The organism is Dorea sp. AGR2135 (assembly GCF_000420885.1).
Taxonomy (GTDB): domain Bacteria; phylum Bacillota; class Clostridia; order Lachnospirales; family Lachnospiraceae; genus Dorea; species Dorea formicigenerans.
The window spans coordinates 27,760-53,600 of the sequence record NZ_ATVU01000009.1 but is presented as its reverse complement, the minus strand read 5'-3'; the positions used below and the strand labels follow the sequence as shown (position 1 = coordinate 53,600).

Genomic DNA, 25,841 nt, shown 5'->3' with positions numbered 1-25,841 from the left:
AATTGACCAGGCACCCGTAGCTCAGGGGATAGAGCACCGCCCTCCGGAGGCGGGAGCGGCGGTTCGAATCCGCCCGGGTGTGTATGAATAACGAGTACTGATGTGTGGAGGAGATCTATGAAGAGAAGGTGGATTGTCCTCCTGCTTCTTTTTATGACGATAGGAGCAGCGGGGTATGGATTTGCCAGAGAAGAAGCACAGAAGGTACAAAAGACAAGTTCGTTGAAGATACAGGCTGTTTATCTGGAATGTGAATCGGAAGAGGCAAATCCGCTTTTGGAAGATGCAGTTTTGGAAGTGAATCGGGCAGTGGAAGAACACTTTGCGAAGATGCAGGAAGCGACAGGCTATGTAGAAGCTTATCATAATCTGCATGTGTATACAAAGGAAGGAAAAGATGCGGATACATATGTGACATTTGTGACATATGATATGAAAATCCGAGGGATTTATACAGAAGTACCAGGACTTGCAACATTTTATGTAAAAAAAGAAAAGGACAAGATGCAGGTAATCTCAGATCCAAAAGAGAGTGACGTACAGAGATACATTGCAAGACTTACGAAACACCAGGATGTTCAGAATCTGTTCCGGAAAGTGAATGAGGAGTATAATGGAGCACTTCAGTCCGATGCACTTTTGCGGGAGGCGTTGAGCGAATTGCAGAATGCATATGGAAGCACAGAAGATAACGGTTAAATATTTTAGAAATAGAGAAGTATGCTGTCAGAAGCATGCTTCTTTTTTAAATTTATAGATTTGACAAGATTTCATCACAATTCGAACACATTTAAACGATACAATCTATTACAGAAATGAAGGAAAGGAGATTATTGATATGGAAAATCAATATACTTATTATAAACCAGAACCTGATGACATGAATGGTATGAACGAGGAAACGCCAAAGCCAAAGAAGAACCGAAAGGTGCCAAAACCAGTGAAACTTGTATGCGCCGGAGTTGCATTTGGTCTTGTGGCAAGTGCAACATTCCAGACAGGAAATTATGTGGGAACAAAAGTGTTCGGCACAATAACTACAAACGGTAAGACTGCCAAGACAGCACAGACAGTGGATGGTGCGAAACTAACAACATCATCAAGCAGTACAGGAACTTCCGATATTGCAACGATTGCAAAGAATGCAATGCCATCTATTGTATCTATTACGAATATGAGCGTTCAGGAAGTACAGAGTTTCTTCGGAGGAACACAGCAGCAGGAGAGCACAAACGTCGGATCTGGTATTATTATCGGCCAGACAGATAGTGAACTTCTGATCCTTACAAATAATCATGTAGTGGAAGGCAATGAAAAGCTTACAGTTTCTTTTGTGGATAATGAAAGTGTTGAAGCTAATGTAAAAGGAACTGATTCCACAAAAGATCTTGCAGTTGTGGCTGTAAAGATTAGCGATGTGAAAGATTCTACTATGGATAAGATTGCAGTTGCGACAATGGGAGATTCCAGTAAGCTTGAGGTAGGTGAACAGGTCGTCGCAATCGGTAATGCACTTGGTTATGGACAGTCTGTAACATCAGGTATCGTATCTGCAACGGAGCGGACACTGGACGGTTATGAAGGAGGTACTCTGATTCAGACAGATGCAGCAATCAACCCTGGTAACAGTGGCGGAGCACTTTTGAACTCTAACGGTGAAGTTATTGGAATTAATACCGCAAAAGTTGCAACAGACAGTGTAGAAGGTATGGGCTATGCTATTCCAATTTCTGATGCAAGCGATACGATCCAGAATTTGATGAATCAGGTGACAAAGACAAAAGTGTCTGAGGCAGAACAAGGATATCTTGGAATCCAGGGTGTAGATGTCTCGGATGAAAGTGCCAAGATGTATAATATGCCTACTGGAGTTTATATTTCCGATGTTGTAAAGAATGGTGGAGCCCAGCAGGCAGGTCTGACAAAAGGCAGTGTTATTACAGGACTTGAAGGAACCACAATCAGCGATATGAATTCACTGAAAGAACAGCTTCAGTATCATCGTGTGGGTGATAAAGTCAAGGTAACTGTACAGGTTCCTGGAAATAATGGCGAATATACTGAAAAAACTGTCGAAGTAACACTTGGAAGTAAATCATAAAAATGATATAATTGTCCCCATAGGAGGGACAGGACTATGTATACATTTGATGAAATTGAAAAGACAGACAGCGAAATAGCAGATGCGATCAAGGCAGAGATGGAAAGACAGAACTCACATATCGAGCTGATCGCATCTGAAAATTGGGTAAGTAAAGCAGTCATGGCGGCTATGGGAAGTCCGCTGACGAACAAATATGCAGAGGGGTATCCGGGAAAGAGATATTATGGTGGCTGCCAGTGTGTAGATGTTGTAGAGAATCTTGCCAGAGACAGAGCAAAAGAGTTATTTGGCTGTGAGTATGCAAATGTTCAGCCACATTCAGGAGCACAGGCAAACCTGGCAGTATTTTTTGCAATGCTGGAGCCGGGAGATAAAGTAATGGGAATGAATCTGGATCACGGCGGACATCTGACACACGGCTCACCGGTCAATATTTCCGGAAAATATTTTAATATTGTGTCCTATGGTGTCAATGAAGAAGGCGTGATCGATTATGATAATGTAAGAGAGATTGCTTTGAGAGAAAGACCGAAGTTAATTGTCGCAGGAGCAAGTGCTTACGCGAGAACAATTGATTTTAAAAAATTCCGTGAGATTGCAGACGAAGCAGGCGCATATCTGATGGTAGATATGGCTCATATTGCAGGTCTTGTTGCAACAGGACTGCATCCAAGCCCGATTCCATATGCTCATGTGACAACGACAACGACTCACAAGACTCTTCGTGGACCAAGAGGAGGTATGATTCTGTGTAACCAGGAGGCAGCAGATAAGTTCAACTTTAACAAAGCTGTATTCCCGGGAATACAAGGCGGACCATTGGAACATGTTATTGCGGGAAAAGCAGTATGCTTCAAAGAGGCATTACAGCCAGAGTTTAAAGAATATCAACAGCAGATTCTGAAAAATGCACAGGCACTCTGCAAAGGATTACAGTCCCGTGGCGTGAAAATCATTTCCGGAGGAACAGACAATCATCTGATGCTTGTAGATCTTCGCGATGAAGAGGTGACGGGAAAAGAGCTGGAGCGTCGTCTTGATGAAGCTCATATTACCTGCAACAAGAATACAATTCCGAACGATCCACGTTCACCATTTGTTACAAGTGGTGTAAGACTCGGAACACCAGCCGTCACAACAAGAGGCATGGTAGAAGAGGATATGGATGTGATTGCGGAAGGTATTGCACTTGTGATTAAGAGTGAGGATAATATTGAAAAAGTACGCGAGATGGTAAAAGGTCTGACTGACAAATATCCATTGATCTAAGAGATAGATAACAGGAGGTATTGATGATGAAGTGTCCAACATGTGGCGGACCATTGAAACCAAGCAAAAAAGATCCGAATTATCTGCTTTGCTATACATGTAAGAAAAAATTTAAAGTTCCACAGCATCAGGCGGAAGATGTGGCTCCGAAAGCAGAGCGTATGTCTGTGAAGAAAGAGGCTGGTAGAAGAGATAGTGCGAAAAAAGATAGCGCAAGAAAAGAGAATGTAAAGAGGGAACGTTCTGTAAAAGAACAGAAGTATTCCAATATTCCGCCAAAGGAAGTACGTGATAAGCGGGAACGCGAGATGAAAAAAGCGTATGATGACATGCTTTCTGTTGAAAAAGAGAAGGTGTCTAAAGCACCGATTATTATTCTTGCGATTGCAATTATCGTAGTGGCAGCAGTTATTGTGTATATGTTATTAAAGTAAGATGCAAAAGCTGAAAGTTTTCTTAGGAGCCTTTTCTGAATTTTTTACAGAAACTGAGATTAATATTTTGTTATAGAAACTGAGAGTGTGGATGATCCACACTCTCATTATTATTTTGCAGGAGACTGCGTATACTTTTGGAAGGTATCGTTGGATATTTTTGGCTGATTGAATTAAGATTTAAGATCAAATTCAGGATTAATTGCATAGAAGTTCTTACTATCCAAGTGATCCTGGATGATTCTGAGACTTTCGCCAAATCTTTGGTAATGTACGATTTCACGTTCTCTGAGAAAACGAATCGGATCGCAGACTTCAGGATCTTTTACAAGCCGTAAAATATTGTCATAAGTCGTTCGTGCTTTTTGCTCGGCAGCCATATCTTCATGTAGATCTGTGATAGGATCACCTTTTGACTGAAATGTTGTTGCACTCCAAGGTGTGCCGCTGGCTGCCTGAGGCCAAAGTGCTAACGTGTGGTCAACATAATATTGGTCGAATCCAGATTCCTTTAATTGTTCAGGTGTCAGGTCGCGGGTAAGCTGGTGCACAATGGCGCAGATCATCTCGAGATGGGCAAGTTCCTCAGTACCTATATCTGTCAGTATTCCTGTTACTTCCTTATATGGCATCGTGTATCGTTGAGAGAGATATCTCATAGATGCGCCTAATTCTCCATCAGGTCCACCATATTGCGTAAGTATAATCTGTGCGATTTTTGGGTTTGTTTTTGTGATTTTCACCGGATACTGTAATCTTTTTTCATAATTCCACATAGACTAGCACCCTCCTTCCTGCCACGGCCACGGTGTATCAATCCATTTCCACTTATCAGCAGGAGTACACATGGTATCCAGTGTCAATGGACCATAATACTTTGCATATTCCTGAAGTGCCTGCATTCTTTGATTTTTAAATTCCTCGTAAAATTCTAAGGCTTCTGTGTTACATGGGTGAGTGTCCAGAAACAATTTTGTATCATCGCATACAAAACTCACAGTGTTGATCCAGTCCAGAAGCTCTGCTTTGCAAGGTCTGTTATCTGCCATTTTGACAACCTCCTATTCCACGGAAAGGTTTATCCAGATCCTGAAAAATAGTTCCTCTTCGTAATCCTTTTTCAGCCTCATAAATATTTCGCCATTTCGTCCATGGTACATAGGCCATAGTCACAGGCATTTGATCTAATGCTATACCTGCACATAATTCTCTACTGGAATCTGGCTGTCTCATACAGCCTCTGGAATTTCCTGGTGAGCGATAACGGTAATTTTGCATTTTCCATATTCCTTTCATAACTGATTGCACTATCATATTATGTTTCAATCTGAAAAACTGTGAATTTACTGTACTCATGAATTATCTGTTGTTTTTGAAAGCGTGTCCCGTTATAATAGAAACGATTGGAGAGTATAAAAAATGGCAGAAAGAAAAAAGAAAAAAAGAAATACAAGGAATGTTAAGAGTGCAGACCAGTATTTTGACTACAGTATGTTAGCTGTTCTGATTTTTATGATTTGTTTTGGATTGGTAATGCTATTTAGTACCAGTTCTTATAGTGCCCTGATAAAACAAGGGGACAGTATGTTCTATTTAAAGCGCCAGTTGATTTTCTGTGTGGTTGGTTTTTGGGGAATGATAATCGTATCAACAATAGATTATCATTACTATATTAAATTGGCGAAACCGTTGTATTGGTTTTCAATTTTTCTGATGGCGTTAGTTAAGACGCCGCTCGGAAAGACGGTCAATGGAGCGAGAAGGTGGTTGAGACTTCCGGGAAATCAGCAGTTCCAGCCGGCAGAGGTTGCAAAAATCGCAGTAATTTTGTTTATACCGGTAGTGATTATTGAACTTGGTAAAGAGGCAAAGACTCTGAATGGTATTTTGAAGACACTGGCTTGGGGTGGATTCAATGCTGCGTGCGTATATTTTCTTACAGATAACCTAAGTACAGGTATGATTGTACTTGGAATTACATGTATTCTTATTTTTGTTATGCACCCAAAGACGAAACCGTTTCTGATGCTTGTTGGAGCCGGTGTGGTAGTGGCCTCAGTGGGAGTGTTTGTTTTGTCGAAGACTCTGGAGACAAGTACAAGCTTCCGACTTCGCCGTGTCATTGCATGGCTGCACCCGGAAAAATATGCTTCAGACGGAAGTTATCAGACTTTGCAGGGACTGTACGCAATCGGTTCTGGCGGATTCTTTGGAAAAGGGTTAGGAAACAGTGCTCAGAAAATGATCATTCCAGAGGTGCAAAATGACATGATTTTGTCAGCAATCTGTGAGGAACTGGGAGTGTTTGGTGTTATTATGATCCTTGTGATTTTTGGATTGCTTTTATACAGACTGTTGTTTATTGCCCAGAATGCGCCAGATGTGTATGGTTATATGATTGTAACTGGAATTTTTGCTCATATTGCACTTCAGGTCATATTAAATGTAGCGGTTGTGACTAATGTTATTCCCAATACGGGAATTACATTACCGTTTATCAGTTATGGAGGTACGTCGGTTCTCTTCCTGATGGCAGAAATGGGAATAGCTCTTGGAGTATCAAGAAAAATTAAAATATAAATATTTCTTTTCTTTCTATAATAAATGTGCTATATTACTAATGTAGTAATAGAAACTACATATAATAGAAATGAACACGTGTCTTTGAAATATAGATAAGATACTAAGTCGGGAGGCAAGTATGAGTTATAAAGTGATTGTGGATAGTTGTGGAGAATTAACACCGGAGATGAAAGCTTCCGGTATTTTTGAGACAGCGTCATTGACAATAGAAGTAGGGGGACACCATATTGTAGATGATGAGACATTTGACCAGAAGCAGTTCTTGCAATACGTGGCAGAAGCAGCAGAATGTCCCAAGTCTTCTTGTCCATCACCGGAAAAATATATGGAAAAGTATGACTGTGATGTGGATCGGGTGTACGCAGTGACATTGTCAGCAGAACTGAGTGGTTCTTATAACAGCGCAGTTCTTGGCATGAATTTGTATCATGAGGAGCACGGCGAGAAGAATATCCATGTTTTTAATTCGTGTTCTGCATCGATTGGAGAGACGTTGATTGCGTTGAAGATCCGTGAATGCGAGGAGCAGGGTATGACATATGAACAGGTCATAGAGACGGTGGAAGCATACATCGAATCCCAGCATACATATTTTGTGCTGGAGACACTGGACACATTGAGAAAGAACGGAAGATTGACAGGAATTAAGGCGTTTGTTGCGACGGCTCTGAATATTAAGCCGGTCATGGGCTCAACTCCGGAAGGAAACATTTATCAGATCGGACAGGGGCGTGGCATGAAAAAAGCCCTTGGTAAGATGGCAGAAAGTGTGCTGGCTGAGATGTCAGATCCACAGAATAAGATACTTGCAATTTCCCATTGTAACTGTCCGGAACGCGCAGAAGCATTTAAAGAGCTGTTGGTGAAATATGCAACATTTAAAGATGTGATTGTTGTGGATACGGCAGGAATCAGTAGTATGTATGCTAACGACGGCGGTATCATTGTAGTTGTGTAGGATTCGCAGGACTCAGGCTTTACAACCCAGGCTTTGATAGCAAAATCTGGTTGTACAAATGCGTGGGATGTGCTACAATATGAAAAGCGAACATAGACAAGGAGCATTTGAATTATGAGCCAGGCAAAAGTGGACAGATATAAAGAAGAAAAAGCAAACAGAAAGAAAGTCATGCGCAAGGAGAAGGTTGCCAACAGACTTCGCAAGTGTGCGGTGGCAGTTGTAGCAGCAGCGCTTGTTGTGTGGATTGGATATTCTGCTTACAATATGTATGAGTCCAGCAGACCGGTGAAAGAAGCGGAAGTGAATTATCAGTCTGTAGATACATTTAATCAGGAGATTGCCACTGCAGCAACAACAGCTGAGTAACAGATAGAGGGTATACAGATAAGAAGTGAAATTGCATATTAGAAGATAAATCAGAGAACTGAAGAAATTCAGTTCTCTTTTTTTTACGCAAAACAGGAAAAAGTGCTTGAAATAGGTGGAAAAGTGTTTTACAATGGTTTCAAGTGGTAGAAAGTGGTGATGAGTGGTACAAAGTGGTGGAGATGTGGAGAAAATATCCGCCATGGGAGAGAAGGTGAGTTTCATGTTGAAAGGAGAGTACAGTCATAATATTGACGCAAAGGGAAGATTGATCATTCCTGCAAAGTTTCGTGACGATTTAGGGGAGAATTTCGTCATAACAAAAGGAATGGAAAATTGCCTTTATGTATATCCGGAAGATGAATGGAACGACTTCGAAAAGAAACTCAATGCATTACCAACCACTACAGATAAGAAAGCCCGCGCTTTTGCCTATTTCTTTCAGGGAAGCGCAGCAGACGGCGAACTTGATAAACAAGGTCGTACTCTGATTCCTTCTGTGCTCAGAACCTATGCAAAACTTGATAAGGAAGTTGTGTTTGTCGGTATGGGGAAGCGTGCCGAGATATGGGACAAGGCCAGATGGGATGAAAAGAATGCTGAAGTGGAGCTTAACATTGAAGAGATTGCATCGGATATGGAAGCAAGCGGGTTCAGTATCTAGAGGGAGAAGATATGGAATTCAAACACAAATCAGTATTACTAAATGAGACAATTGACGGACTGAACATTAAGCCGGACGGAATCTATGTAGATGGAACGCTCGGTGGAGGCGGACATGCATACGAAGTGTGCAGACGTCTCGGAGAAAAGGGGAGTATTGTAGGAATAGACCAGGACGCTGCAGCAATCGAGGCTGCAAGTGCCCGATTAAAAGACTTCGGGGAGAAGGTTACAATAGTCCGGAGCAACTATTGTGATATGAAGTCAAAGCTTCATGAACTGGGAATTGACAAAGTAGATGGGATCGTGCTTGATCTGGGCGTATCATCATATCAGCTTGATACGGCAGAACGGGGATTCTCCTATCGGGAAGATGCACCTCTGGATATGAGAATGGATACACGTCAGAAGATGACGGCCAGAGACATCGTCAATGACTACACAGAAGCAGATCTTTACCGAGTGATTCGCGATTACGGGGAGGACAAGTTCGCGAAGAACATAGCCAAGCACATTGTGCAGGCTCGCGCGGTGAAGCCTGTAGAGACGACAGCGGAATTGTCGGAGATTATCCGTGCATCAATTCCTATGAAGTTTCAGAAAAAGTCTGGACATCCTGCAAAGAGGACGTTTCAGGCAATACGCATCGAGTTGAACAGAGAACTTGATGTGTTACGCGATTCGCTGGACGATATGATCGATCTGCTGAATCCGGGTGGGAGATTATGCATTATTACATTTCATTCGTTGGAGGATCGTATTGTGAAGAGTGCGTTCCGAAAGAATGAAAATCCATGTACTTGTCCACCGGACTTTCCGGTTTGCGTATGTGGGAAAAAATCAAAAGGGAGTATTATAACAAAGAAGCCGATTCTGCCAAGTGAAGAGGAACTTGAGTACAACAGCAGATCTAAGAGTGCGAAGCTTCGTATTTTTGAACATTGCTAAAATCGGCGGATAGATAATTGAGGTGAGTATTATGGCAGCGGGAAGATCCGTGCATACACAAAAGAATAGAGTGAACAGACAGGGACAGTATGTGTATGGCAATGTTGTGACAAAGCCGTCATATGAGCCACAGAGACGAACGAGTGCTCCAAAGAGAAAGAAGAATGTAAGCAGACGGGTCAGCCAAAACCGAAAAAAGGCTCTGGCTATGAACCGTGCTTATGTAACATTTCTTGCGGTGGCAGCAATATTTGCACTGATTCTGTGCGTGAATTATGTGCAGATGCAGTCAAGAATTACAAGTCATTCAAAAGAAGTAAGTTCCTTGCAGAAGGAGCTTGCAGATTTGAAGGAGCAGAACAATACGAAGTATAATTCAGTGATGGATTCTGTAAATTTAGATGAAATCCGAGAGAAAGCTATGAATGAACTTGGTATGGTATATGCGACTTCTGATCAGGTGATTGAATATGACAGCCCTTCTGGAGATTATGTGAAGCAATACGAAGGAATTCCGGAGGATGGAGTACTTGCCCAGTCTGATAAGAATGCGAAATAGGTGATAGAATGGCAAGAAGACCAAGAAAAAACAAATTTCGAAAAAAATTTACAAAACTTATGCAAAAAAAGCTAGTATTACTCTTCGTGGGGATTGTACTGGCTTTTGCTTTATTGGTAGGAAGAATTACATATATCAATGCTTTTAACGGGGATAAATATTCTAAAATCGTGCTGGATCAGCAACAGTATCAGAGTAGAACGATTCCATTTAAACGAGGTGATATTGTAGACCGGAATGGCACGAAGCTTGCAACAAGCCAGCGGGTATACAATGTGATTCTGGATGCAAAGGTCATGAACAGTGATGAAAAATATGTTGACCCGACAATTCAGGTGTTGGCAGACTGTTTTGGACTTGATAAAAGTGACGTGGAAGATCAAGTGGAGGAGAATCCGAACAGCCGTTATCTGATTATGAAAAAGGGTGTCAGTTATGAAAAGGCTCAGGAGTTCGAAAAGATAGATGAGGATGATGAGAATTATCCGAATGTCAATGGAATCTGGCTGGAAGAGGATTATGTGAGAACATATCCGTATAATACACTGGCCAGTGATGTGATTGGCTTTACCGTGTCTGGAAATGTGGGAAGTAATGGAATCGAGGCTTCTTATAATTCCATTTTAAATGGTACAGATGGCAGAGAATATGGATATTTGAGCGAAGATTCATCCTATGAAAAGACAGTGAAGGAAGCCCAAAACGGAGATACGGTTGTGTCAACAATTGATCTTCAGGTACAGAGTGTAGTGGAAAAATATATTACACAGTTCAACGAGGAGAACAGTTCCGGTACGACACTTGGAAGTAAGAATACAGCAGTTATGGTTATGAATCCGCAAAATGGAGAGATTCTTGCGGAGGCAACTTATCCGAATTATGATCTCAACAATCCACGTGATCTGACAAAACTACACACAGAAGAAGAACTGGCAGCACTGTCTGATGAGGAGAAAGTCAAAGAACTGAATTCACTTTGGAATAATTTCTGCATCAGCAGTGGATATGAGCCAGGTTCCACATTTAAACCGTTTACCATATCGGAAGGTCTGGATCTTGGAGTGCTGACCGGAGATGAAAGTTATGTCTGCAATGGTGTTCTTCACGTAGGAGACCATGATATTCACTGTAGTAACCGTAATGGACATGGAACACAGTCATTAAAAGTAGCTTTGGAAAATTCCTGTAATGTTGCACTGATGCAGATCGGTTCAGCAATAGGAAAAGAGCAGTTTGTAAGATATCAGCAGTTGTTTGGATTTGGACAGTCTACTGGAATTGATCTTCCGGGAGAAGCAGCAGGGCTTTTATACTCACTAGAGGATATGGATTCCTCTACGCTGGCTACCAACGCGTTTGGACAGAACTTTAATGTTACAATGACTCAGCTTGCAGCATCGTTTTGTTCACTGATCAACGGCGGAAATTACTATGAACCACATGTGGTAAAGCAGATTCAGGATGAAAATGGAAATGTGACGGAAAATAAAGATCCGGTTCTTGTAAGACATACCATTTCTAAGGAGACGAGTGATATTATCAAAGATTATATGCTTGGAGTTGTGGAAGAAGGAACAGCTAAGACTGCGGCAGTAGAAGGTTATGACGTTGGAGGTAAGACTGGAACTGCGGAAAAACTGCCAAGAGGAAATGGAAAGTATCTGGTCTCTTTTATTGGATATGCACCGCAGGAAAATCCACAGGTCATGGTCTACGTTGTGATTGACGAGCCAAATGTGGATAATCAGGCAAACAGTAAACTGGCAACGACAATGGCATCTCAGATTATGACAGAGATATTCCCGTATCTCGGAGTAGAAAAATCTGCAGATGCTAAGGCAGCAGATGCAAAATCATCTGATAGCAGTGTGAGCAGTGACAGCAGTGGTGATACACCAGATGACATGGCAACAGAGTCCGGTGACGGAGAATAGATATATTTGAAAATTAACAGGAAAAATTAAATATGAAAATGAATAACCTCGGAAGTGTCCTAATAAATTGATAAAAACAGCGCTTCTGAGGTTTTTTGTATTGAGAAATAAAACATATAATAAAAGGAAAATTATGATTGTGTTTTTGGCGGCACTTTTAATGATTTTGGGTCTGATAGGACGAATGGTCTATCTGATGGTTTTTGATGCGGAGTATTATCAGAAAAAAGCGGAAGATCTTCACGAGCGGGAACGAAAGATTAAGGCAGCCAGAGGGGAAATTATCGATACGAATGGTACAGTGCTGGCAACAAACCGGACGGTGTGTACAATTTCGGTCATACATAGCCAGATTAAGGAACCAGAGGTGGTGATAAAAAAACTGAGCAAATGTCTGGGCATGGAGGAAGCGGAAGTTAGAAAGCGGGTGGAGAAGGTGTCTTCCATGGAACGGATTAAAACGAATGTTGATAAGGAGACAGGGGATAAGATACGGGAAATGGAACTTGCCGGAGTGAAAGTGGATGAAGATTTTAAACGGTACTATCCGTATAATGAGCTTGCTTCGAAGGTGATTGGATTTACCGGTGGTGATAATCAGGGAATCATAGGACTGGAAGTTAGATACGAAGATTACCTAAAGGGGAGTAACGGCAGGATTCTGACAACGACAGATGCAAGAGGTATTGAATTGGAGGGTGTAGCTGAAGACCGGGTAGAACCGGTGGCAGGCAAGACACTTCAAATCAGTATGGACTATAATATTCAGATGTACGCCCAACAGATGGCAGAAAAAGTCATGGAAGAAAAACAGGCGGATAAGGTTGCGATTCTTCTTATGAATCCACAAAACGGAGAAATCCTTGCCATGGTAAATGTACCGGAATTTGATCTGAACGAACCATTTACATTGAAGCAGGATCAGAAAATTTCAGAGAAATCAAAAGAAGCTTTGAATCAGATGTGGAGAAATGGATGCATCAATGATACATATGAGCCGGGTTCCACTTTTAAAATCATTACGGCGTCAGCCTGTCTGGAAGAAAGGGTGGTATCTCTTTCAGATACATTTTCCTGTCCGGGCTACCGGATCGTGGAAGACCGGAAAATCCGGTGTCACAAAGTAGGGGGACATGGAGCTGAAACATTTGTACAAGGGATACAGAATTCCTGTAATCCGGTATTTATTGACATTGGACTGAGATTGGGAACAGGACGATTCTGTGATTATTTTGAACAGTTCGGGCTTCTTGGAAAGACGGGAGTAGATCTTCCGGGAGAAGCAGCAACGATTATGCATAAGGAAGAAAATATTGGTCAAGTGGAGCTTGCGACCATGAGTTTCGGTCAGTCCTTTCAAGTGACACCGATTCAGATGGCAGCGACCGTGAGTGCTCTGGTCAATGGTGGAAAGCGCGTGACACCACATTTTGGAGTCCGGATACTGGACAAAGATAAAGAGACAGTGCGGGAATTAAAATATGACGATGGAAAGCAAATCGTGTCGGAAGAAACTTCCAGGACGATGCAGGCATTGCTGGAAAGTGTTGTGTCAGAGGGATCCGGGAAAAATGCAAAGATCGAAGGATACCATATTGGTGGAAAGACAGCTACGTCTCAGACGCTTCCAAGAAGCGCGAATAAGTATATTTCTTCTTTTATAGGGTTTGCACCGGCTGCCAATCCGCAGATTCTCGGCATGTGTGTCATTTATAACCCACAGGGTGTATACTACGGGGGGACCATCGCAGCTCCGGTGATACGGGATATATTTGACAACATATTCCCGTATCTTGGCATTGAAAAAGACGTCGAAATGCAGTATACTAACTAAAGCAAAATGAACAAAAGAAATGAAGAGGTGTGTTATGGATTATACGATATTTTTACCGGTGATTATTGCATTTTCACTGAGTGCGGTTATGGGGCCTTTGATCATTCCGGTGCTGAGAAGACTTAAAATGGATCAGACAGAACGCAAGGATGGTGTGAAGTCTCATTTGAAAAAAGCAGGAACTCCGACTATGGGAGGAGTTATGATCCTGCTTAGTGTTGTGATCACATCCGTATTTTATATTAAAGACTATCCGAAGATTATCCCAATCTTGTTTCTGACACTTGGATTCGGTCTGATTGGATTTTTAGACGATTATCTGAAAGTTGTTATGAAACGTTCTGACGGTTTATATCCAAAGCAGAAAATGGCACTTCAGATTGTTGTGACAGCAATTTTTGCGTTTTATATGGTAAAGTACAGTGGAGTTTCTCTTGCAATGCTGATTCCGTTCTCTGGTGGAAAGTATCTGGATATCGGCTGGCTTGCGATTCCTTTGATGTTCTTTGTCGTGATTGGTACTGTTAACGGAACAAATTTTACAGATGGTCTGGATGGTCTTGCTTCAAGCGTGACTGTTCTGGTAGCAACATTTTTTACAGTTGTTGCAGTTGGAACAAAGAGTGGAATTGAGCCGATTACATGTGCAGTTGTAGGTGCATTGCTTGGGTTTCTATTGTTTAATGTGTATCCGGCAAGTGTGTTTATGGGAGATACAGGATCTCTGGCACTGGGCGGTTTTGTTGCGTCCGCAGCTTATATGCTCCAGATGCCGATTTTTATTGTGATTGTCGGACTCATTTATCTGGTAGAAGTATTATCTGTTATGATTCAGGTAACTTACTTTAAAAAGACAGGTGGAAAGAGATTTTTCAAAATGGCTCCGATTCATCATCATTTTGAATTATGTGGCTGGTCAGAAACAAGAGTCGTCGCTGTATTTTCCATTATTACAGCACTTCTGTGTCTGATCGCACTGATGGCCATGTAATGATGCCAAATCTCAAAAGTCCAAAGCACGGAGCCGAGGCATTACGTGAAGTAGAGAGAAAATATGAAAATACCGAATCGCGAGATTGGGTATGAATGCAGGAGGAAGATAAAATGGTAGTAGCAGGAAAGAAAGTGCTGGTATTCGGTTCTGGAATTAGTGGAATCGGGGCAGTGAAATTACTGGAAGAGAATGGAGCGGATGTGGTGCTCTATGACGGAAATGAAAAACTGACTGAAGCAGACGTGCGCGCAAAGCTTCAGGAAGGAAGCAAAGCCCGGATCATAATCGGTGCTTTTCCAGAGGAACTTCTAAATACGCTGGATCTGGTGATCTTAAGTCCGGGTGTACCGACAGATCTTCCGATTATTTTAAAGATGAAAGAAAAAGAGATTCCGGTTATCGGAGAAGTGGAACTTGCATATACATTTGGTAAGGGAGACGTACTTGCAATTACCGGAACGAATGGCAAGACGACAACAACAACACTTCTCGGTGAGATCATGAAGGCTTACCAGGATGATGTGTTCGTAGTTGGAAATATCGGGAATCCGTATACTGTTGCAGCAGATCTTATGACAGAGCATTCCATTGCCGTGGCAGAGATGAGTAGTTTTCAGCTAGAGAGTATCGTGTCATTCCGCCCAAACGTAAGTGCGATCCTGAATTATACACCGGATCATTTGAACCGGCATCATACGATGGAAGCTTATATTGCTGCTAAGGAGAACATTGCAAGAAATCAGACAGAAGACGATTATTGTGTTCTGAACTATGAAGAGCCGGTTATGCGTAAATTCGCAGAGACATTAAAGTGTCATGTTCTGTTCTTCAGCAGTCAGCATAAGCTGGAAAAAGGTATTTATCTGGATAACGATAAAATTATTTACAAGAATCCGGATGAAGTCGAAGTCTGCCATGTTGACGAACTTCAGATTTTAGGAACGCACAATTATGAAAATGTTATGGCAGCTGTATGCATGGCAGCTGTTTATGGCGTTCCGATGGAGACGATCAGGAAGGCAATTCTTGCATTTAAAGGAGTCGCACATCGTATAGAATATGTGGCTGAGAAAAACGGAGTTGTTTATTACAATGATTCTAAAGGAACGAATCCGGATGCCGCAATTAAGGCAATCCAGGCAATGCGCCGGCCGACAATCCTGTTAGGCGGGGGATACGACAAAGATTCCGAGTATACAGAGTGGATTAACAATTTTGATGGAAAAGTCAAGAAACTGATCCTGATGGGTGCGACAAAAGAAAAGATTGCGAGAGACTGTGAAAAATGTGATTTCCATGATTATGTGTATGTGGACACATTTGAAGAAGCTATGAATCTTGCAGTGGAGATGGCAGAGCCGGGAGATGCAGTGCTTCTGTCTCCGGCGTGTGCAAGCTGGGGCATGTTCCCGAATTATGAAGTACGTGGAGATAAATTTAAAGAGATTGTAAATTCCTTATAAGGAGTGCGAATGGATTGACACGTATGGCAGCAAGAGGCAGATACGATTATACGCTCCTGACAGTACTGGGAATCCTAGTGCTGTCAGGTCTTATCATTCTGTATAGTACAAGTGCGTATAATGGGGAAGTGAAATTCTGTGACAGTTCCTATTATCTGAAAAAGCAGGTATTTGCGACTAGTCTTGGGCTTCTGGCAATGTTTTTTACTGCACAGCTTGATTATCACAGATTGAAGAACATAGCGTGGCTTTGTTATCTTGTGGCGCTGCTTTTATCGATTGCTGTTATATTTGTGGGCAGGGAGTATAATGGTTCCAAGCGCTGGCTTGCACTTGGTCCACTGTCATTTCAACCATCGGAATTTGCAAAGGTTGCGGTTATTTTATTTCTGGCTTCTTACGTCACACGCAATGTGAAAAAAATGTACCGTATGCGGACATTGATAAAAGTCATGATAGTCGTGCTGCCGATAGTAGGATTGGTCGGAGCCAGTAACTTGAGCACAGCAATCATTATTCTGAGTATAGCAGTCGTTTTGATTTTTGTGGCGAGTCCAAAGTATGGGCAGTTTGTTTTTCTGGGAGCGGCCGGGGCAGGATTTATGGGAATCTTTCTTGCTTTGGAGAGCTACCGGCTGGAACGGCTTGCAGTCTGGAAGAATCCGGAAGCTTATGAAAAGGGATATCAGACTCTGCAGGGATTGTATGCAATTGGGAGTGGAGGATTATTTGGAAGAGGGCTGGGACAGAGTATTCAAAAGCTTGGCTTTGTACCGGAAGCCCAAAATGATATGATTTTTTCCATCATTTGTGAAGAACTTGGATTATTTGGCGCATGTTTTATTCTGATACTTTTTCTACTTCTGATCTGGCGTTTTTTTGTCATTGCAACGCAGGCAAAAGACCTGTTTGGTGCATTGATTGCTTCCGGGGCAATGGCACATATGATGATTCAGGTCATCTTAAATATTGCGGTCGTGACCAACACGATCCCCAATACTGGAATTACGTTGCCATTCATTAGTTATGGCGGAACTTCAGTTGTATTTTTACTGGTAGAAATGGGGCTTGTACTAAGCGTCTCGAAAAATGGAAGTTACTGTGAAGAGGAGATTACAGAATAAGGAGCAGGGGTGAATGAAAAGGGAAGAATACCTGGACGACTATCAAGATCATGCAGAAAGACGTCCGAAAAAGAAAAAAAAGAAGAAAAAACGAAAACATAGAGTTTATGCTTTTTCTGTATTGCTCTTTGCCTTTTTAATTTTTGTACTTGGAATTTTTATTTTGTTTCATGTCCAGAAAGTAGAAGTGAAGGGAAATGATTATTGCAGTACAGAAGAAATTGTAAAATCTGTTCAGAACGATAAATATTCGGTCAATGGGCTGTATGTGCTTGCAAAATATAAACTCGGTTATGGAAAACAGCCGGACTGTTTTGAAAGTATTAAGGTAAGCCTTAAAAATCCGTGGACGCTTAAGATTACAGTTCAGGAGAAGGAAAGAATCGGATATGTAATGGATTCGGATGGAAAGTATTACTATTTTGACCAGGATGGTATGGTCGTAGATGTAGAGGAAGCACCGGTAGATGGAATTCCGCTTGTAGACGGTATGGATCCGGACGAACTTAAGCTTTACCACAAATTGAAAAAGAAAAGTTCGATTATCTATCAGGAGATACTGGAAGCTACCAGAGAGATGAAAAAGTACGAGTTGTCTGTCAAAAAGATTATGTGTCGTTCTGACAGAATTTATGTGTACATCGGGAATGTATGTGTGAGCCTTGGAAATGATGTCACTTCCGTGAAAGTTGCGCAGATTCCTAAGATTCTTGAAAAGCTGGAAGGAAAAGAAGGAACGCTTCATCTGGAAAATTTTTCTGATGAGAGTGACACAGCGACTTTTGATATTGGAGTTTTTCCGGAAGATGCAGGATAAAACAAAAAAAATTGAAAAAGTCATGAAATTCTATTGATATTTTGGACAAAAGTCTATATTATAGAAATATATATGGGTGTATAATGTATAATAAGGATAACAAAGGAGGAGAAACCCTTGCTAGAAATTAAAACCAACGAGTCAGAAGCAGCGGCTAAGATCATAGTTGTAGGAGTCGGCGGCGGCGGTAACAACGCTGTGAACCGAATGATCGACGAGCAGATTGCCGGTGTGGAATTTATTGCAATTAATACAGATAAACAGGCACTTCAGTTAAGTAAGGCTCCGACACTTTTACAGATCGGAGATAAGATTACCAAAGGTCTTGGTGCGGGAGCAAGACCGGAGATTGGTGAGAAAGCTGCAGAGGAAAGTTCCGAAGAGATTGCAGCAGCATTAAAAGGAGCAGACATGGTCTTCGTTACCTGTGGTATGGGTGGCGGAACAGGAACAGGAGCTACACCGGTTGTAGCACGTATTGCCAAGGAACAGGGTTCCCTGACAGTCGGAGTTGTAACAAAACCGTTCCGTTTTGAGTCCAAGACACGTATGAACAATGCTCTTGCAGGAATTGAAAAATTAAAAGAAAGTGTAGACACACTGATCGTCATTCCAAATGATAAGCTTCTTGAGGTTGTTGATAGACGTACAACTATGCCGGAAGCACTTAAGAAGGCTGATGAGGTGTTACAGCAGGGTATTCAGGGTATCACAGACCTGATCAATGTACCATCCTTGATCAACCTGGACTTTGCAGATGTTCAGACTGTTATGACAGACAAGGGAATCGCACATATCGGTATCGGTATGGGGCGCGGTGACGATAAAGCGCTTGAGGCAGTAAAACAGGCAGTTGCCAGTCCTCTTCTGGAGACAACAATTGCCGGAGCTTCTCATGTTATCATCAATGTATCCGGAGATATCACTCTTATGGATGCATCAGATGCAGCTGAGTATGTTCAGGATCTTGCCGGAGAAGATGCGAATATTATCTTTGGTGCAATGTATGATGATTCCAAGGCTGATGAGGCTACGATTACAGTTATCGCAACAGGACTTCATAATGTAGGAGGTACAGCTTCCAAATTAAAATCCAGACTGGAAAGCCAGCGCCCGGCAGCAAATGTGGGGCATACGGCTACACATACAGGACATGCTTCTGCATATGACAGACAGCCGGTTCGCCAGCAGGCAGCTCCAAAGCTTGATATGAGTATGGGATCTGTGAACAGAACAGTGGAAGAGCCGGAAGTTCCTAGAAGAACAGTTGGAGGAACATCACCTTCCATGGAGACACCGAGAACTCCGACAAGCCGTGTAAAAGAGCAGTCTATCAAGATTCCGGATTTCTTTAAAAAATAGGAATTCATATTAGAATACAAGATTGAATGAATAAAAGAGTCAAAGAAACGAATAAGTTTCTTTGACTCTTTTTGTATATAATAGAAAATTGCATTTCCTATTATATACAAAAAGTCTCAGGCAGGATGCGCACTGCGGCGTACAATGATGATGTCGCAAACGACTGCCGCAGGCGCCAGAATATGCCAAGGCACATTCTTTATTCATCGTTGTAAAAACACATCGATAAAAAATTCGTTCATTTGTGGTAAATACATGGATTATGTCATATAAAATTACATGGCGAAAAAACATGGAAAAAGAAGGGATAATGCGTAAAATCCTGTCGTAATAAACTGAATTGTTTCTTTCATTATCTGACAAAATCTACGTGTGGTCACACGTATAATAAAATCACTCAAAAGTACAAAATCGATTGCGTATACAAGAGGAAGAAGGTGGAACATGCACTATGAGCTGTACATAGATCTGTTTTTTCTTATTAATTTTCTGATGGATTATTTCCTGTTATTAATGGTAGGAAAGATGCTTAAGTGCCGAATCAGACGTCTGCGAATTATTGCGGGAGCAATGGTCGGTGCGTTTCTGACTTGCATATTTGTGGTCTTTTTGCGAGGAAAGATATGGAGGCTTGTGTTGTTTCACGGAGTCATGAATATGTGTCTGTTGAAAACAGGACTTGGGATAAAAGAAAAACGTACTCTGATAAAAGCATGGATATTGCTGTATGTCAGTGCATTTTTACTGGGCGGTATACTGAATGTATTTCAGCCATACGTTCGTGGAGGTGCAGTGTTTTTAATACTTGCACTTGCAGGATATCATCTTTGTCTTGGAATATGGGATTTGCTGGCTTATTTTCATAAAAATATGGCTGGCTCCTGTAGAGCCAGGCTGTATCAAAACGGAAGGGAATGTGAGATTTATGCCATTATTGACACTGGAAACAAGTTGCGGGATTCGTTGACGGGAAGACCGGTTCATGTAATTACAGGAGAGATAGCCGAAAAACTTGGCTGCACAGATTTTTCAAGTAAACGTGTAATCACCTATCAGAGTATTGGAAAGGAAAATGGTACGATGCCGATCCTTATGCTGGATTGTTTGTGTTGTCAGTGTGAAAAGGAAGAAAAATGGGTGGAAAAACCACTTGTGGCAGTCAGTGAGAGACAGAAGCTTTCCAATGTATATGACATGATCTTGAATCCTGATGATTTATAGCAGGCAGAAGAATAAATCGGACATTGAAAAATGTATTTATAGTCATTGTCGAAGTAAATAGTGGATTTAATATGGAAAGACATCTGTGAAAATGGAAGCTATGAAATGATTGATAAGTAAATAAAAAAGTTAATTTGTAAATGGAGGAATAGATATGTTAATGAAAGCAGTTATGCCCAAAAAGTTTCAGTTAAACGTAATTCCGGATTTTCGGACATTTTTATTTCCGGATGGAGGAGAGATACACTATATCGGAGGGTCAGACATTTTGCCTGCACCGTTAGAAGCAGATGATGAGGCGAGAGCAATCGGTTATCTGGGAAGTGCACATGACGAAGAGGCGAGGAAACTTCTGATAGAACATAATTTGCGCCTGGTCGTTTATATAGCGAAAAAATTTGATAATACTGGTATCGGAGTGGAAGATCTTATTTCCATCGGAACAATTGGATTGATTAAGGCAATTAATACATTTAACCCGACGAAAAATATAAAACTTGCGACCTATGCTTCCCGCTGTATTGAAAACGAGATTTTAATGTATCTGCGACGTAATAATAAAACGAAACTGGAAGTGTCGATCGATGAGCCGCTGAATGTGGACTGGGATGGAAATGAACTCTTGCTGTCAGATATTCTGGGCACGGAGGAGGATACGATTTATAAGGATCTGGAGCAGGAGGCAGAGAGGAAGATTCTGATAAAAGCACTGAATCTGTTGTCAGCAAGAGAACGTTCCATCATACAGATGCGCTTTGGTATCGGAACTGTGGACGGGGAGGAAAAGACGCAAAAAGAGGTGGCAGATCTGCTGGGGATTTCCCAGTCCTACATATCCAGACTTGAGAAAAAAATTATGGTGCGCCTGAGAAAAGAAATGGTGAAGTATTCCTGAAAAAGTGGTAGAATGAAAATAAAAAGGGGATACGTGTATGAAGCTTACTTTTATAGGAGCGGACCACGAAGTGACAGGCAGCTGCCACCTTGTTGAGGCCTGCGGAAAGAACATTCTGGTAGACTGCGGTATGGAGCAGGGGCCAGATCTTTACGAGAACCAGGAAATCCCGGTTGCATCGGGAGATATAGATTATATTCTCCTGACGCATGCACATATCGATCACTCCGGAAAGATTCCGATGCTCTGCAAACAGGGATTTCATGGAGAAATCGTAACAACATTTGCCACATCAGACCTGTGTAATATCATGCTGCGTGACAGCGCCCATATTCAAGAGTTTGAGGCGGAATGGCGGAATCGTAAAGCAAGGCGAAGCGGCGGACCGGAATATGAGCCGCTCTATACAATGGCGGATGCCGATGCAGCGATCAAATTGCTGGCACCGTGTGATTATGATCAAAGAATTACACTGTGTGACGGAATAGACATTCGTTTTACGGATGTAGGGCATCTTCTTGGCTCTGCGGCAATCGAGATGTGGATCACAGAGGGAGACATTTCCAAAAAGATCGTATTTTCCGGAGATGTGGGAAATCTGGATCAGCCGATTATCAAGGATCCAAAGAAAGTGACAGAAGCAGATTATATTTTGATTGAATCTACATATGGAGACCGGGTGCATGGGGATGTAAGACCGGATTATGTCGGAGAGTTTACAAGAATTTTAAAGGAGACTTTTGACCGCGGAGGGAATGTGGTCGTTCCGTCCTTTGCAGTGGGACGTACACAGGAACTTCTGTATTTTATCCGTGAGATCAAGGAGAAAAACTTGCTGCCGGACTATCCGAATTTCGAGGTTTATGTGGATAGCCCGTTGGCAATTGAAGCAACGAACGTATTTAATAAGAATGTAAAATCCTGTTTTGACGAGGATGCACTTGCGATTATTGAGAAAGGAATCAATCCACTTGTTTTTCCGGGCTTAAAAACAACGATTACAAGTGATGAGTCCCGGATGATCAATTTTGATACAAAACCGAAGGTTATCTTATCGGCATCAGGAATGTGTGAGGCAGGACGAATCCGACACCATTTGAAGCACAATCTATGGAAAAAAGAAAGTACGATCTGTTTTGTAGGATATCAGGCGGTGGGAACACTGGGGCGAAAGCTGATTGAGGGTGCGGAATGCGTCAAGCTTTTTGGTGAGACAGTCGAAGTCAATGCGAAGATCGAAAGTCTGAAAGGTATCAGCGGACATGCAGACCGGAACGGACTTTTAGACTGGCTGTCAGGATTTGAGAACACACCGCAGCATGTATTCGTAGTTCATGGTGAAGATCAGGTTACGGATACATTTGCAGAAGCAATTACGGAAAAGTTTGGCTGGCCGGCCATGGCACCGTATTCCGGAGGATGTGTGGATCTTGCTACAGGTGAAATCCTGTCTGTTGGAATTAAAGAACCGAAAAAGGCAGTGGAAAAACCAGCACAGATCCGTAAGCAGAATGCATTTTACAGAGTGGTCGCAGCGGCAAAGAGGCTGCTTGATGTGGTATATAAGAATGAAGGACTTGCAAACAAAGAACTGATGAAGTTCGAGAATCAGATTAATAATCTGGCAGACAAGTGGGACAGATAAAAATGTCGGATTTGTCAAGATAATCAGACCTATAGAGCGGTTTGCATGGCTGGCGGGATAAGATGATGCCGGATGTGCGATGTCAAGGGGCAAAAATTTTTTAATTTCATGACACTTACGAATAAGTAACCTGCATATGGAGAGAATTTCTACTAGACGTAATCAGAAAACATCTGGCAGGAGGTTCGAAAAAATGCAGGGAAAAGTTGAAATATGTGGTGTGAATACGGCAAAGCTTCCTATCCTGAAAGAAGAGGAGAAGGAAGCTTTGTTTGCGCGTATTAAAGCGGGAGATGATGAGGCGAAAGAAGAATATATCAAAGGAAATTTAAGACTGGTTCTAAGTGTGATCAAACGATTTCATTCCAGTAATGAAAACCCCGATGATTTATTTCAGATTGGTTGTATCGGGCTGATTAAGGCAATCAATAATTTTAATACGGAGCTGGACGTCAAATTCAGTACTTATGCAGTGCCTATGATCATTGGAGAAATTCGGCGTTACATGCGGGATAACAGCAGTATACGAGTCAGCCGTTCCCTTCGTGATACCGCATACAAAGCAATTTATGCGAAAGAGAATTATGTGAAACAGAATATGCGAGAGCCTACAGTTCAGGAAATCGCACAGGAGATTGGGATAGCCAAGGAGGACATTGTATATGCGCTAGATGCCATTCAGGCACCTATGAGCCTCCAGGAGCCAGTGTACAGTGACGGAGGCGACGCACTTTACGTGATGGACCAGATCAGCGATCACAAGAATAAAGAAGAAAAATGGGTCGAAAGCCTGTCGCTACAGGCTGCCATGGAACATTTAAACGAACGGGAAAGATACATTATTTCCCTTCGCTTTTTTGACGGGAGAACTCAGATGGAAGTGGCAAGAGATGTGGGAATCAGCCAGGCACAAGTAAGCCGCCTGGAAAAAAACGCACTTCGCATAATGAGGCAGTATTTGGTGGAAAGTTAAAAAGGGACAGGTGTGAGAAGCACTAAAGCCCGTAAAAACGTAGGTGGGGTTAAAAAAAGGGACAGGTTAAAGTCCAATTGGGGACGGGGTTTTTTTGAAAAAACCCCGTCCCCAATTGGTAATTGACATCTCCGACGTCTCATACTATGATATTGGCATGGAGGATTTTTTGGCAATGATTAAGGCATGTATTTTTGATCTTGATGGTACGATTGGTAATACGTTGGATTCCATGGTCTATTCGGTTAACCTGACATTAAAAGAGATGAATCTTTCGGAGATTTCTAAAGAACAGTGTCGGGAGTTCGTAGGGAATGGTGCGAGGGTGTTGATGGAGAAGGCGCTGGATGCATCGGGGAATCCTGGTGCGACCAGAATTGAGGAAGGTATGCAGATCTATGGACGCATATTTGATGAGAATTGTACATATCATGTAACACCTTGCGAAGGCGTCCCGGAAATGCTGTATAAGTTAAAGAAACAGGGAGTGAAATTGGCGGTGCTGTCCAATAAACCTCATTGTCAGGCGGTGAAAGCGGTTCATGCAATTTATGGTGAGAAGTTGTTTGACTGGGTACAGGGACAGAAGGATGAAATTCCAAGAAAACCGGATCCGGCGGGAGTGTTTTATGTGGCGAAAAAGCTCGGTGTAGATTACAAGGAGTGTCTGTATGTAGGAGATTCTGAAGTAGATGTGGTGACTGGAAAGAATGCAGGAGTAAAAACTATCGCAGTGACGTGGGGATTTCGTACGAAAGAAGAGTTAATGATTGCCGGAGCCAAGTATATGATAGACAAGGCAGAGAAATTGCAGGAATATCTATAAAAGGAGGTTAAGAGGTAATGAATGAGTTTGATGAGGAATGTCTGAACGTATTTCTTGAAAATCAATCACAACTTTTTGAGGAGGCAGTTGCAGAGACGCTGGAAGATGCAGAAGCATTTCTGGAGGACTGCATGGCAGTTGTTGTGGAAAACATTGATGAGGTAAAAGAATTCCTGGAAGAAGAAGGAATGGATATTCAGGGAATGTCTGATGAGGAACTGGAAGAAGCAGCAGAAGTGTTCCCGATTCCGGACGGAAGATATCTGATTGTGGAAGGTTAAAATCCGGTGCAGTAAAATGTCCGGAAAGAAGGTTGAAGCAGCACAGATAATAAGAAAACTACATAGAAGAGAAAAAGCCGTAACTATCTGGTGGTTACGGCTTTTTTTAGGGCATCATCAATGGCGTTGATGATGATTTGAGAGGTATATGGATTGTCGGAGGAATAAGAAATGTTTTCTAGCGATTGTGTCTGGCAGATCTGGTCTGCGATTTCTTCCATAGTCGGCTGGATCAACGGATACATGGTGGTGACGGTGTCGTCCAGGTTGGAAAATCGGATAGAGTTGATATGATTTTCGTCGACTGTGACTTCTACTTCCAGCTCTTTATCGCCCAAAGTAAGCTGTGAAGTGTAGATGCCCGGTTGATAGGAAGTGCTCTTTGATGAGGAAGTTTCTTTGTTTTTCGGGTGAAACATAAATGTAAGCAGTGCTACCAGCAAAATGCCGAGACAGATGAACAGGACTGTATAAATAATTTCCTTCATGTGAAGTACAACGATTTTTGTTTTTGAACTCATAATAACCTCCTGTATTTGTTTTCTTAGGTTTTTGTTCTTTATAATGTATGAAAAAGGTTGGAAA

27 protein-coding genes and 1 tRNA gene are annotated in these 25,841 nt (G+C 42.0%); 24 read left to right on the top strand and 4 right to left on the bottom strand.

Annotated features, from left to right (window positions below; genetic code table 11):
• Positions 1-10: 10 nt before the first annotated feature.
• From G593_RS0107640 to G593_RS0107620, 5 genes are all read left to right on the top strand, one after another.
• Positions 11-82: transfer RNA gene (locus tag G593_RS0107640), tRNA-Arg, on the top strand.
• Positions 83-117: 35 nt separating this feature from the next.
• Positions 118-699, top strand: coding sequence for a hypothetical protein (locus G593_RS0107635; protein ID WP_022279660.1), 582 nt, complete (start codon positions 118-120; stop codon positions 697-699).
• A gap of 139 nt (positions 700-838) precedes the next feature.
• Positions 839-2,101, top strand: a complete 1,263-nt coding sequence (locus tag G593_RS0107630) for a S1C family serine protease (RefSeq protein ID WP_029731292.1) — start codon at positions 839-841, stop codon at positions 2,099-2,101.
• Positions 2,102-2,137: 36 nt separating this feature from the next.
• Positions 2,138-3,373: a serine hydroxymethyltransferase gene (gene glyA, locus G593_RS0107625; protein ID WP_005337806.1), complete on the top strand. Its 1,236-nt coding sequence runs from the start codon at positions 2,138-2,140 to the stop codon at positions 3,371-3,373.
• 26 nt (positions 3,374-3,399) lie between these two features.
• Positions 3,400-3,807 (top strand): hypothetical protein, encoded by a 408-nt coding sequence (locus G593_RS0107620; RefSeq protein WP_242827059.1) that lies wholly within the window; start codon positions 3,400-3,402, stop codon positions 3,805-3,807.
• A gap of 173 nt (positions 3,808-3,980) precedes the next feature.
• Here the strand turns inward: G593_RS0107620 and G593_RS0107615 are convergent, their stop codons facing one another.
• Genes G593_RS0107615 through G593_RS19405 form a run of 3 tightly spaced genes read right to left on the bottom strand, consistent with a single transcriptional unit; the run spans position 3,981 to position 5,040 of the window.
• Complete coding sequence (locus tag G593_RS0107615; protein ID WP_029731290.1) at positions 3,981-4,583, bottom strand: manganese catalase family protein; 603 nt, start codon at positions 4,581-4,583, stop codon at positions 3,981-3,983.
• A gap of 3 nt (positions 4,584-4,586) precedes the next feature.
• Positions 4,587-4,856 (bottom strand): spore coat protein CotJB, encoded by a 270-nt coding sequence (locus G593_RS0107610; RefSeq protein WP_005331640.1) that lies wholly within the window; start codon positions 4,854-4,856, stop codon positions 4,587-4,589.
• A complete protein-coding gene (locus tag G593_RS19405) occupies positions 4,846-5,040 on the bottom strand; it encodes a spore coat associated protein CotJA (RefSeq protein ID WP_044911804.1) in 195 nt (64 codons plus the stop codon). The genes G593_RS0107610 and G593_RS19405 overlap by 11 nt, the downstream gene beginning before the upstream one ends.
• A gap of 186 nt (positions 5,041-5,226) precedes the next feature.
• On the opposite strand from G593_RS19405, the gene G593_RS0107600 reads away from it, so the two are divergent.
• The 19 genes from G593_RS0107600 to G593_RS0107510 all read left to right on the top strand — a co-directional run bounded on the left by G593_RS0107600 (position 5,227) and on the right by G593_RS0107510 (position 25,256).
• The gene (locus tag G593_RS0107600; protein ID WP_029731288.1) at positions 5,227-6,387 is read left to right on the top strand and encodes an FtsW/RodA/SpoVE family cell cycle protein; all 1,161 of its coding nucleotides are present in this window, start codon (positions 5,227-5,229) and stop codon (positions 6,385-6,387) included.
• A 121-nt stretch (positions 6,388-6,508) separates the two neighbouring features.
• Entirely contained in the window at positions 6,509-7,348 is an 840-nt protein-coding gene (locus tag G593_RS0107595; protein WP_029731287.1) for a DegV family protein, read from the top strand.
• Positions 7,349-7,462: 114 nt separating this feature from the next.
• Positions 7,463-7,717 carry a hypothetical protein gene (locus G593_RS0107590; protein ID WP_005337796.1) on the top strand — a complete coding sequence of 85 codons (255 nt, stop codon included), beginning with the start codon at positions 7,463-7,465 and terminating at the stop codon, positions 7,715-7,717.
• Between the two features lie 223 nt (positions 7,718-7,940).
• Complete coding sequence (mraZ, locus tag G593_RS0107585; protein WP_029731286.1) at positions 7,941-8,381, top strand: division/cell wall cluster transcriptional repressor MraZ; 441 nt, start codon at positions 7,941-7,943, stop codon at positions 8,379-8,381.
• A gap of 11 nt (positions 8,382-8,392) precedes the next feature.
• Positions 8,393-9,328, top strand: coding sequence for a 16S rRNA (cytosine(1402)-N(4))-methyltransferase RsmH (rsmH, locus tag G593_RS0107580; RefSeq protein WP_005331632.1), 936 nt, complete (start codon positions 8,393-8,395; stop codon positions 9,326-9,328).
• 31 nt (positions 9,329-9,359) lie between these two features.
• Entirely contained in the window at positions 9,360-9,887 is a 528-nt protein-coding gene (locus tag G593_RS0107575; protein ID WP_022279778.1) for a hypothetical protein, read from the top strand.
• Between the two features lie 8 nt (positions 9,888-9,895).
• Complete coding sequence (locus G593_RS0107570) at positions 9,896-11,821, top strand: peptidoglycan D,D-transpeptidase FtsI family protein (protein ID WP_029731285.1); 1,926 nt, start codon at positions 9,896-9,898, stop codon at positions 11,819-11,821.
• A gap of 100 nt (positions 11,822-11,921) precedes the next feature.
• Positions 11,922-13,655, top strand: a complete 1,734-nt coding sequence (locus G593_RS0107565; RefSeq protein ID WP_029731283.1) for a peptidoglycan D,D-transpeptidase FtsI family protein — start codon at positions 11,922-11,924, stop codon at positions 13,653-13,655.
• 34 nt (positions 13,656-13,689) lie between these two features.
• A complete protein-coding gene (gene mraY, locus G593_RS0107560) occupies positions 13,690-14,646 on the top strand; it encodes a phospho-N-acetylmuramoyl-pentapeptide-transferase (RefSeq protein WP_029731282.1) in 957 nt (318 codons plus the stop codon).
• 113 nt (positions 14,647-14,759) lie between these two features.
• The gene (gene murD, locus G593_RS0107555; RefSeq protein ID WP_005337781.1) at positions 14,760-16,112 is read left to right on the top strand and encodes a UDP-N-acetylmuramoyl-L-alanine--D-glutamate ligase; all 1,353 of its coding nucleotides are present in this window, start codon (positions 14,760-14,762) and stop codon (positions 16,110-16,112) included.
• 14 nt (positions 16,113-16,126) lie between these two features.
• Positions 16,127-17,236, top strand: coding sequence for a peptidoglycan glycosyltransferase FtsW (locus G593_RS0107550; RefSeq protein WP_029731280.1), 1,110 nt, complete (start codon positions 16,127-16,129; stop codon positions 17,234-17,236).
• A gap of 13 nt (positions 17,237-17,249) precedes the next feature.
• Positions 17,250-18,053 carry a cell division protein FtsQ/DivIB gene (locus G593_RS0107545; RefSeq protein WP_005337778.1) on the top strand — a complete coding sequence of 268 codons (804 nt, stop codon included), beginning with the start codon at positions 17,250-17,252 and terminating at the stop codon, positions 18,051-18,053.
• Between the two features lie 117 nt (positions 18,054-18,170).
• Positions 18,171-19,415: a cell division protein FtsZ gene (gene ftsZ, locus G593_RS0107540; protein ID WP_005331622.1), complete on the top strand. Its 1,245-nt coding sequence runs from the start codon at positions 18,171-18,173 to the stop codon at positions 19,413-19,415.
• Positions 19,416-19,859: 444 nt separating this feature from the next.
• The gene (locus G593_RS0107535) at positions 19,860-20,636 is read left to right on the top strand and encodes a sigma-E processing peptidase SpoIIGA (protein ID WP_005337775.1); all 777 of its coding nucleotides are present in this window, start codon (positions 19,860-19,862) and stop codon (positions 20,634-20,636) included.
• Positions 20,637-20,790: 154 nt separating this feature from the next.
• The gene (gene sigE, locus G593_RS0107530; protein WP_005331619.1) at positions 20,791-21,531 is read left to right on the top strand and encodes an RNA polymerase sporulation sigma factor SigE; all 741 of its coding nucleotides are present in this window, start codon (positions 20,791-20,793) and stop codon (positions 21,529-21,531) included.
• 37 nt (positions 21,532-21,568) lie between these two features.
• The gene (locus tag G593_RS0107525) at positions 21,569-23,176 is read left to right on the top strand and encodes an MBL fold metallo-hydrolase RNA specificity domain-containing protein (protein ID WP_005331618.1); all 1,608 of its coding nucleotides are present in this window, start codon (positions 21,569-21,571) and stop codon (positions 23,174-23,176) included.
• 193 nt (positions 23,177-23,369) lie between these two features.
• A complete protein-coding gene (gene sigG, locus G593_RS0107520; RefSeq protein ID WP_022279784.1) occupies positions 23,370-24,149 on the top strand; it encodes an RNA polymerase sporulation sigma factor SigG in 780 nt (259 codons plus the stop codon).
• A gap of 175 nt (positions 24,150-24,324) precedes the next feature.
• A complete protein-coding gene (locus G593_RS0107515) occupies positions 24,325-24,975 on the top strand; it encodes an HAD family hydrolase (protein ID WP_005337771.1) in 651 nt (216 codons plus the stop codon).
• Between the two features lie 17 nt (positions 24,976-24,992).
• A complete protein-coding gene (locus G593_RS0107510) occupies positions 24,993-25,256 on the top strand; it encodes a hypothetical protein (protein ID WP_005331615.1) in 264 nt (87 codons plus the stop codon).
• Positions 25,257-25,339: 83 nt separating this feature from the next.
• On the opposite strand, the gene G593_RS0107505 is transcribed toward G593_RS0107510, so the two are convergent.
• A complete protein-coding gene (locus G593_RS0107505) occupies positions 25,340-25,777 on the bottom strand; it encodes an FMN-binding protein (RefSeq protein WP_005331613.1) in 438 nt (145 codons plus the stop codon).
• Positions 25,778-25,841 lie beyond the last annotated feature (64 nt).

Excerpts from the sequence above, each read along its gene's own strand:
- G593_RS0107635 (WP_022279660.1), top strand. The coding sequence starts at position 118 with ATGAAGAGAAGGTGGATTGTCCTCCTGCTTCTTTTTATGACGATAGGA.
- G593_RS0107630 (WP_029731292.1), top strand. The coding sequence starts at position 839 with ATGGAAAATCAATATACTTATTATAAACCAGAACCTGATGACATGAAT.
- glyA (WP_005337806.1), top strand. The coding sequence starts at position 2,138 with ATGTATACATTTGATGAAATTGAAAAGACAGACAGCGAAATAGCAGAT.
- G593_RS0107620 (WP_242827059.1), top strand. The coding sequence starts at position 3,400 with ATGAAGTGTCCAACATGTGGCGGACCATTGAAACCAAGCAAAAAAGAT.
- G593_RS0107615 (WP_029731290.1), bottom strand. The coding sequence starts at position 4,583 with ATGTGGAATTATGAAAAAAGATTACAGTATCCGGTGAAAATCACAAAA.
- G593_RS0107610 (WP_005331640.1), bottom strand. The coding sequence starts at position 4,856 with ATGGCAGATAACAGACCTTGCAAAGCAGAGCTTCTGGACTGGATCAAC.
- G593_RS19405 (WP_044911804.1), bottom strand. The coding sequence starts at position 5,040 with ATGAGACAGCCAGATTCCAGTAGAGAATTATGTGCAGGTATAGCATTA.
- G593_RS0107600 (WP_029731288.1), top strand. The coding sequence starts at position 5,227 with ATGGCAGAAAGAAAAAAGAAAAAAAGAAATACAAGGAATGTTAAGAGT.
- G593_RS0107595 (WP_029731287.1), top strand. The coding sequence starts at position 6,509 with ATGAGTTATAAAGTGATTGTGGATAGTTGTGGAGAATTAACACCGGAG.
- G593_RS0107590 (WP_005337796.1), top strand. The coding sequence starts at position 7,463 with ATGAGCCAGGCAAAAGTGGACAGATATAAAGAAGAAAAAGCAAACAGA.
- mraZ (WP_029731286.1), top strand. The coding sequence starts at position 7,941 with ATGTTGAAAGGAGAGTACAGTCATAATATTGACGCAAAGGGAAGATTG.
- rsmH (WP_005331632.1), top strand. The coding sequence starts at position 8,393 with ATGGAATTCAAACACAAATCAGTATTACTAAATGAGACAATTGACGGA.
- G593_RS0107575 (WP_022279778.1), top strand. The coding sequence starts at position 9,360 with ATGGCAGCGGGAAGATCCGTGCATACACAAAAGAATAGAGTGAACAGA.
- G593_RS0107570 (WP_029731285.1), top strand. The coding sequence starts at position 9,896 with ATGGCAAGAAGACCAAGAAAAAACAAATTTCGAAAAAAATTTACAAAA.
- mraY (WP_029731282.1), top strand. The coding sequence starts at position 13,690 with ATGGATTATACGATATTTTTACCGGTGATTATTGCATTTTCACTGAGT.
- murD (WP_005337781.1), top strand. The coding sequence starts at position 14,760 with ATGGTAGTAGCAGGAAAGAAAGTGCTGGTATTCGGTTCTGGAATTAGT.
- G593_RS0107545 (WP_005337778.1), top strand. The coding sequence starts at position 17,250 with ATGAAAAGGGAAGAATACCTGGACGACTATCAAGATCATGCAGAAAGA.
- G593_RS0107535 (WP_005337775.1), top strand. The coding sequence starts at position 19,860 with ATGCACTATGAGCTGTACATAGATCTGTTTTTTCTTATTAATTTTCTG.
- sigE (WP_005331619.1), top strand. The coding sequence starts at position 20,791 with ATGTTAATGAAAGCAGTTATGCCCAAAAAGTTTCAGTTAAACGTAATT.
- G593_RS0107525 (WP_005331618.1), top strand. The coding sequence starts at position 21,569 with ATGAAGCTTACTTTTATAGGAGCGGACCACGAAGTGACAGGCAGCTGC.
- sigG (WP_022279784.1), top strand. The coding sequence starts at position 23,370 with ATGCAGGGAAAAGTTGAAATATGTGGTGTGAATACGGCAAAGCTTCCT.
- G593_RS0107515 (WP_005337771.1), top strand. The coding sequence starts at position 24,325 with ATGATTAAGGCATGTATTTTTGATCTTGATGGTACGATTGGTAATACG.
- G593_RS0107510 (WP_005331615.1), top strand. The coding sequence starts at position 24,993 with ATGAATGAGTTTGATGAGGAATGTCTGAACGTATTTCTTGAAAATCAA.
- G593_RS0107505 (WP_005331613.1), bottom strand. The coding sequence starts at position 25,777 with ATGAGTTCAAAAACAAAAATCGTTGTACTTCACATGAAGGAAATTATT.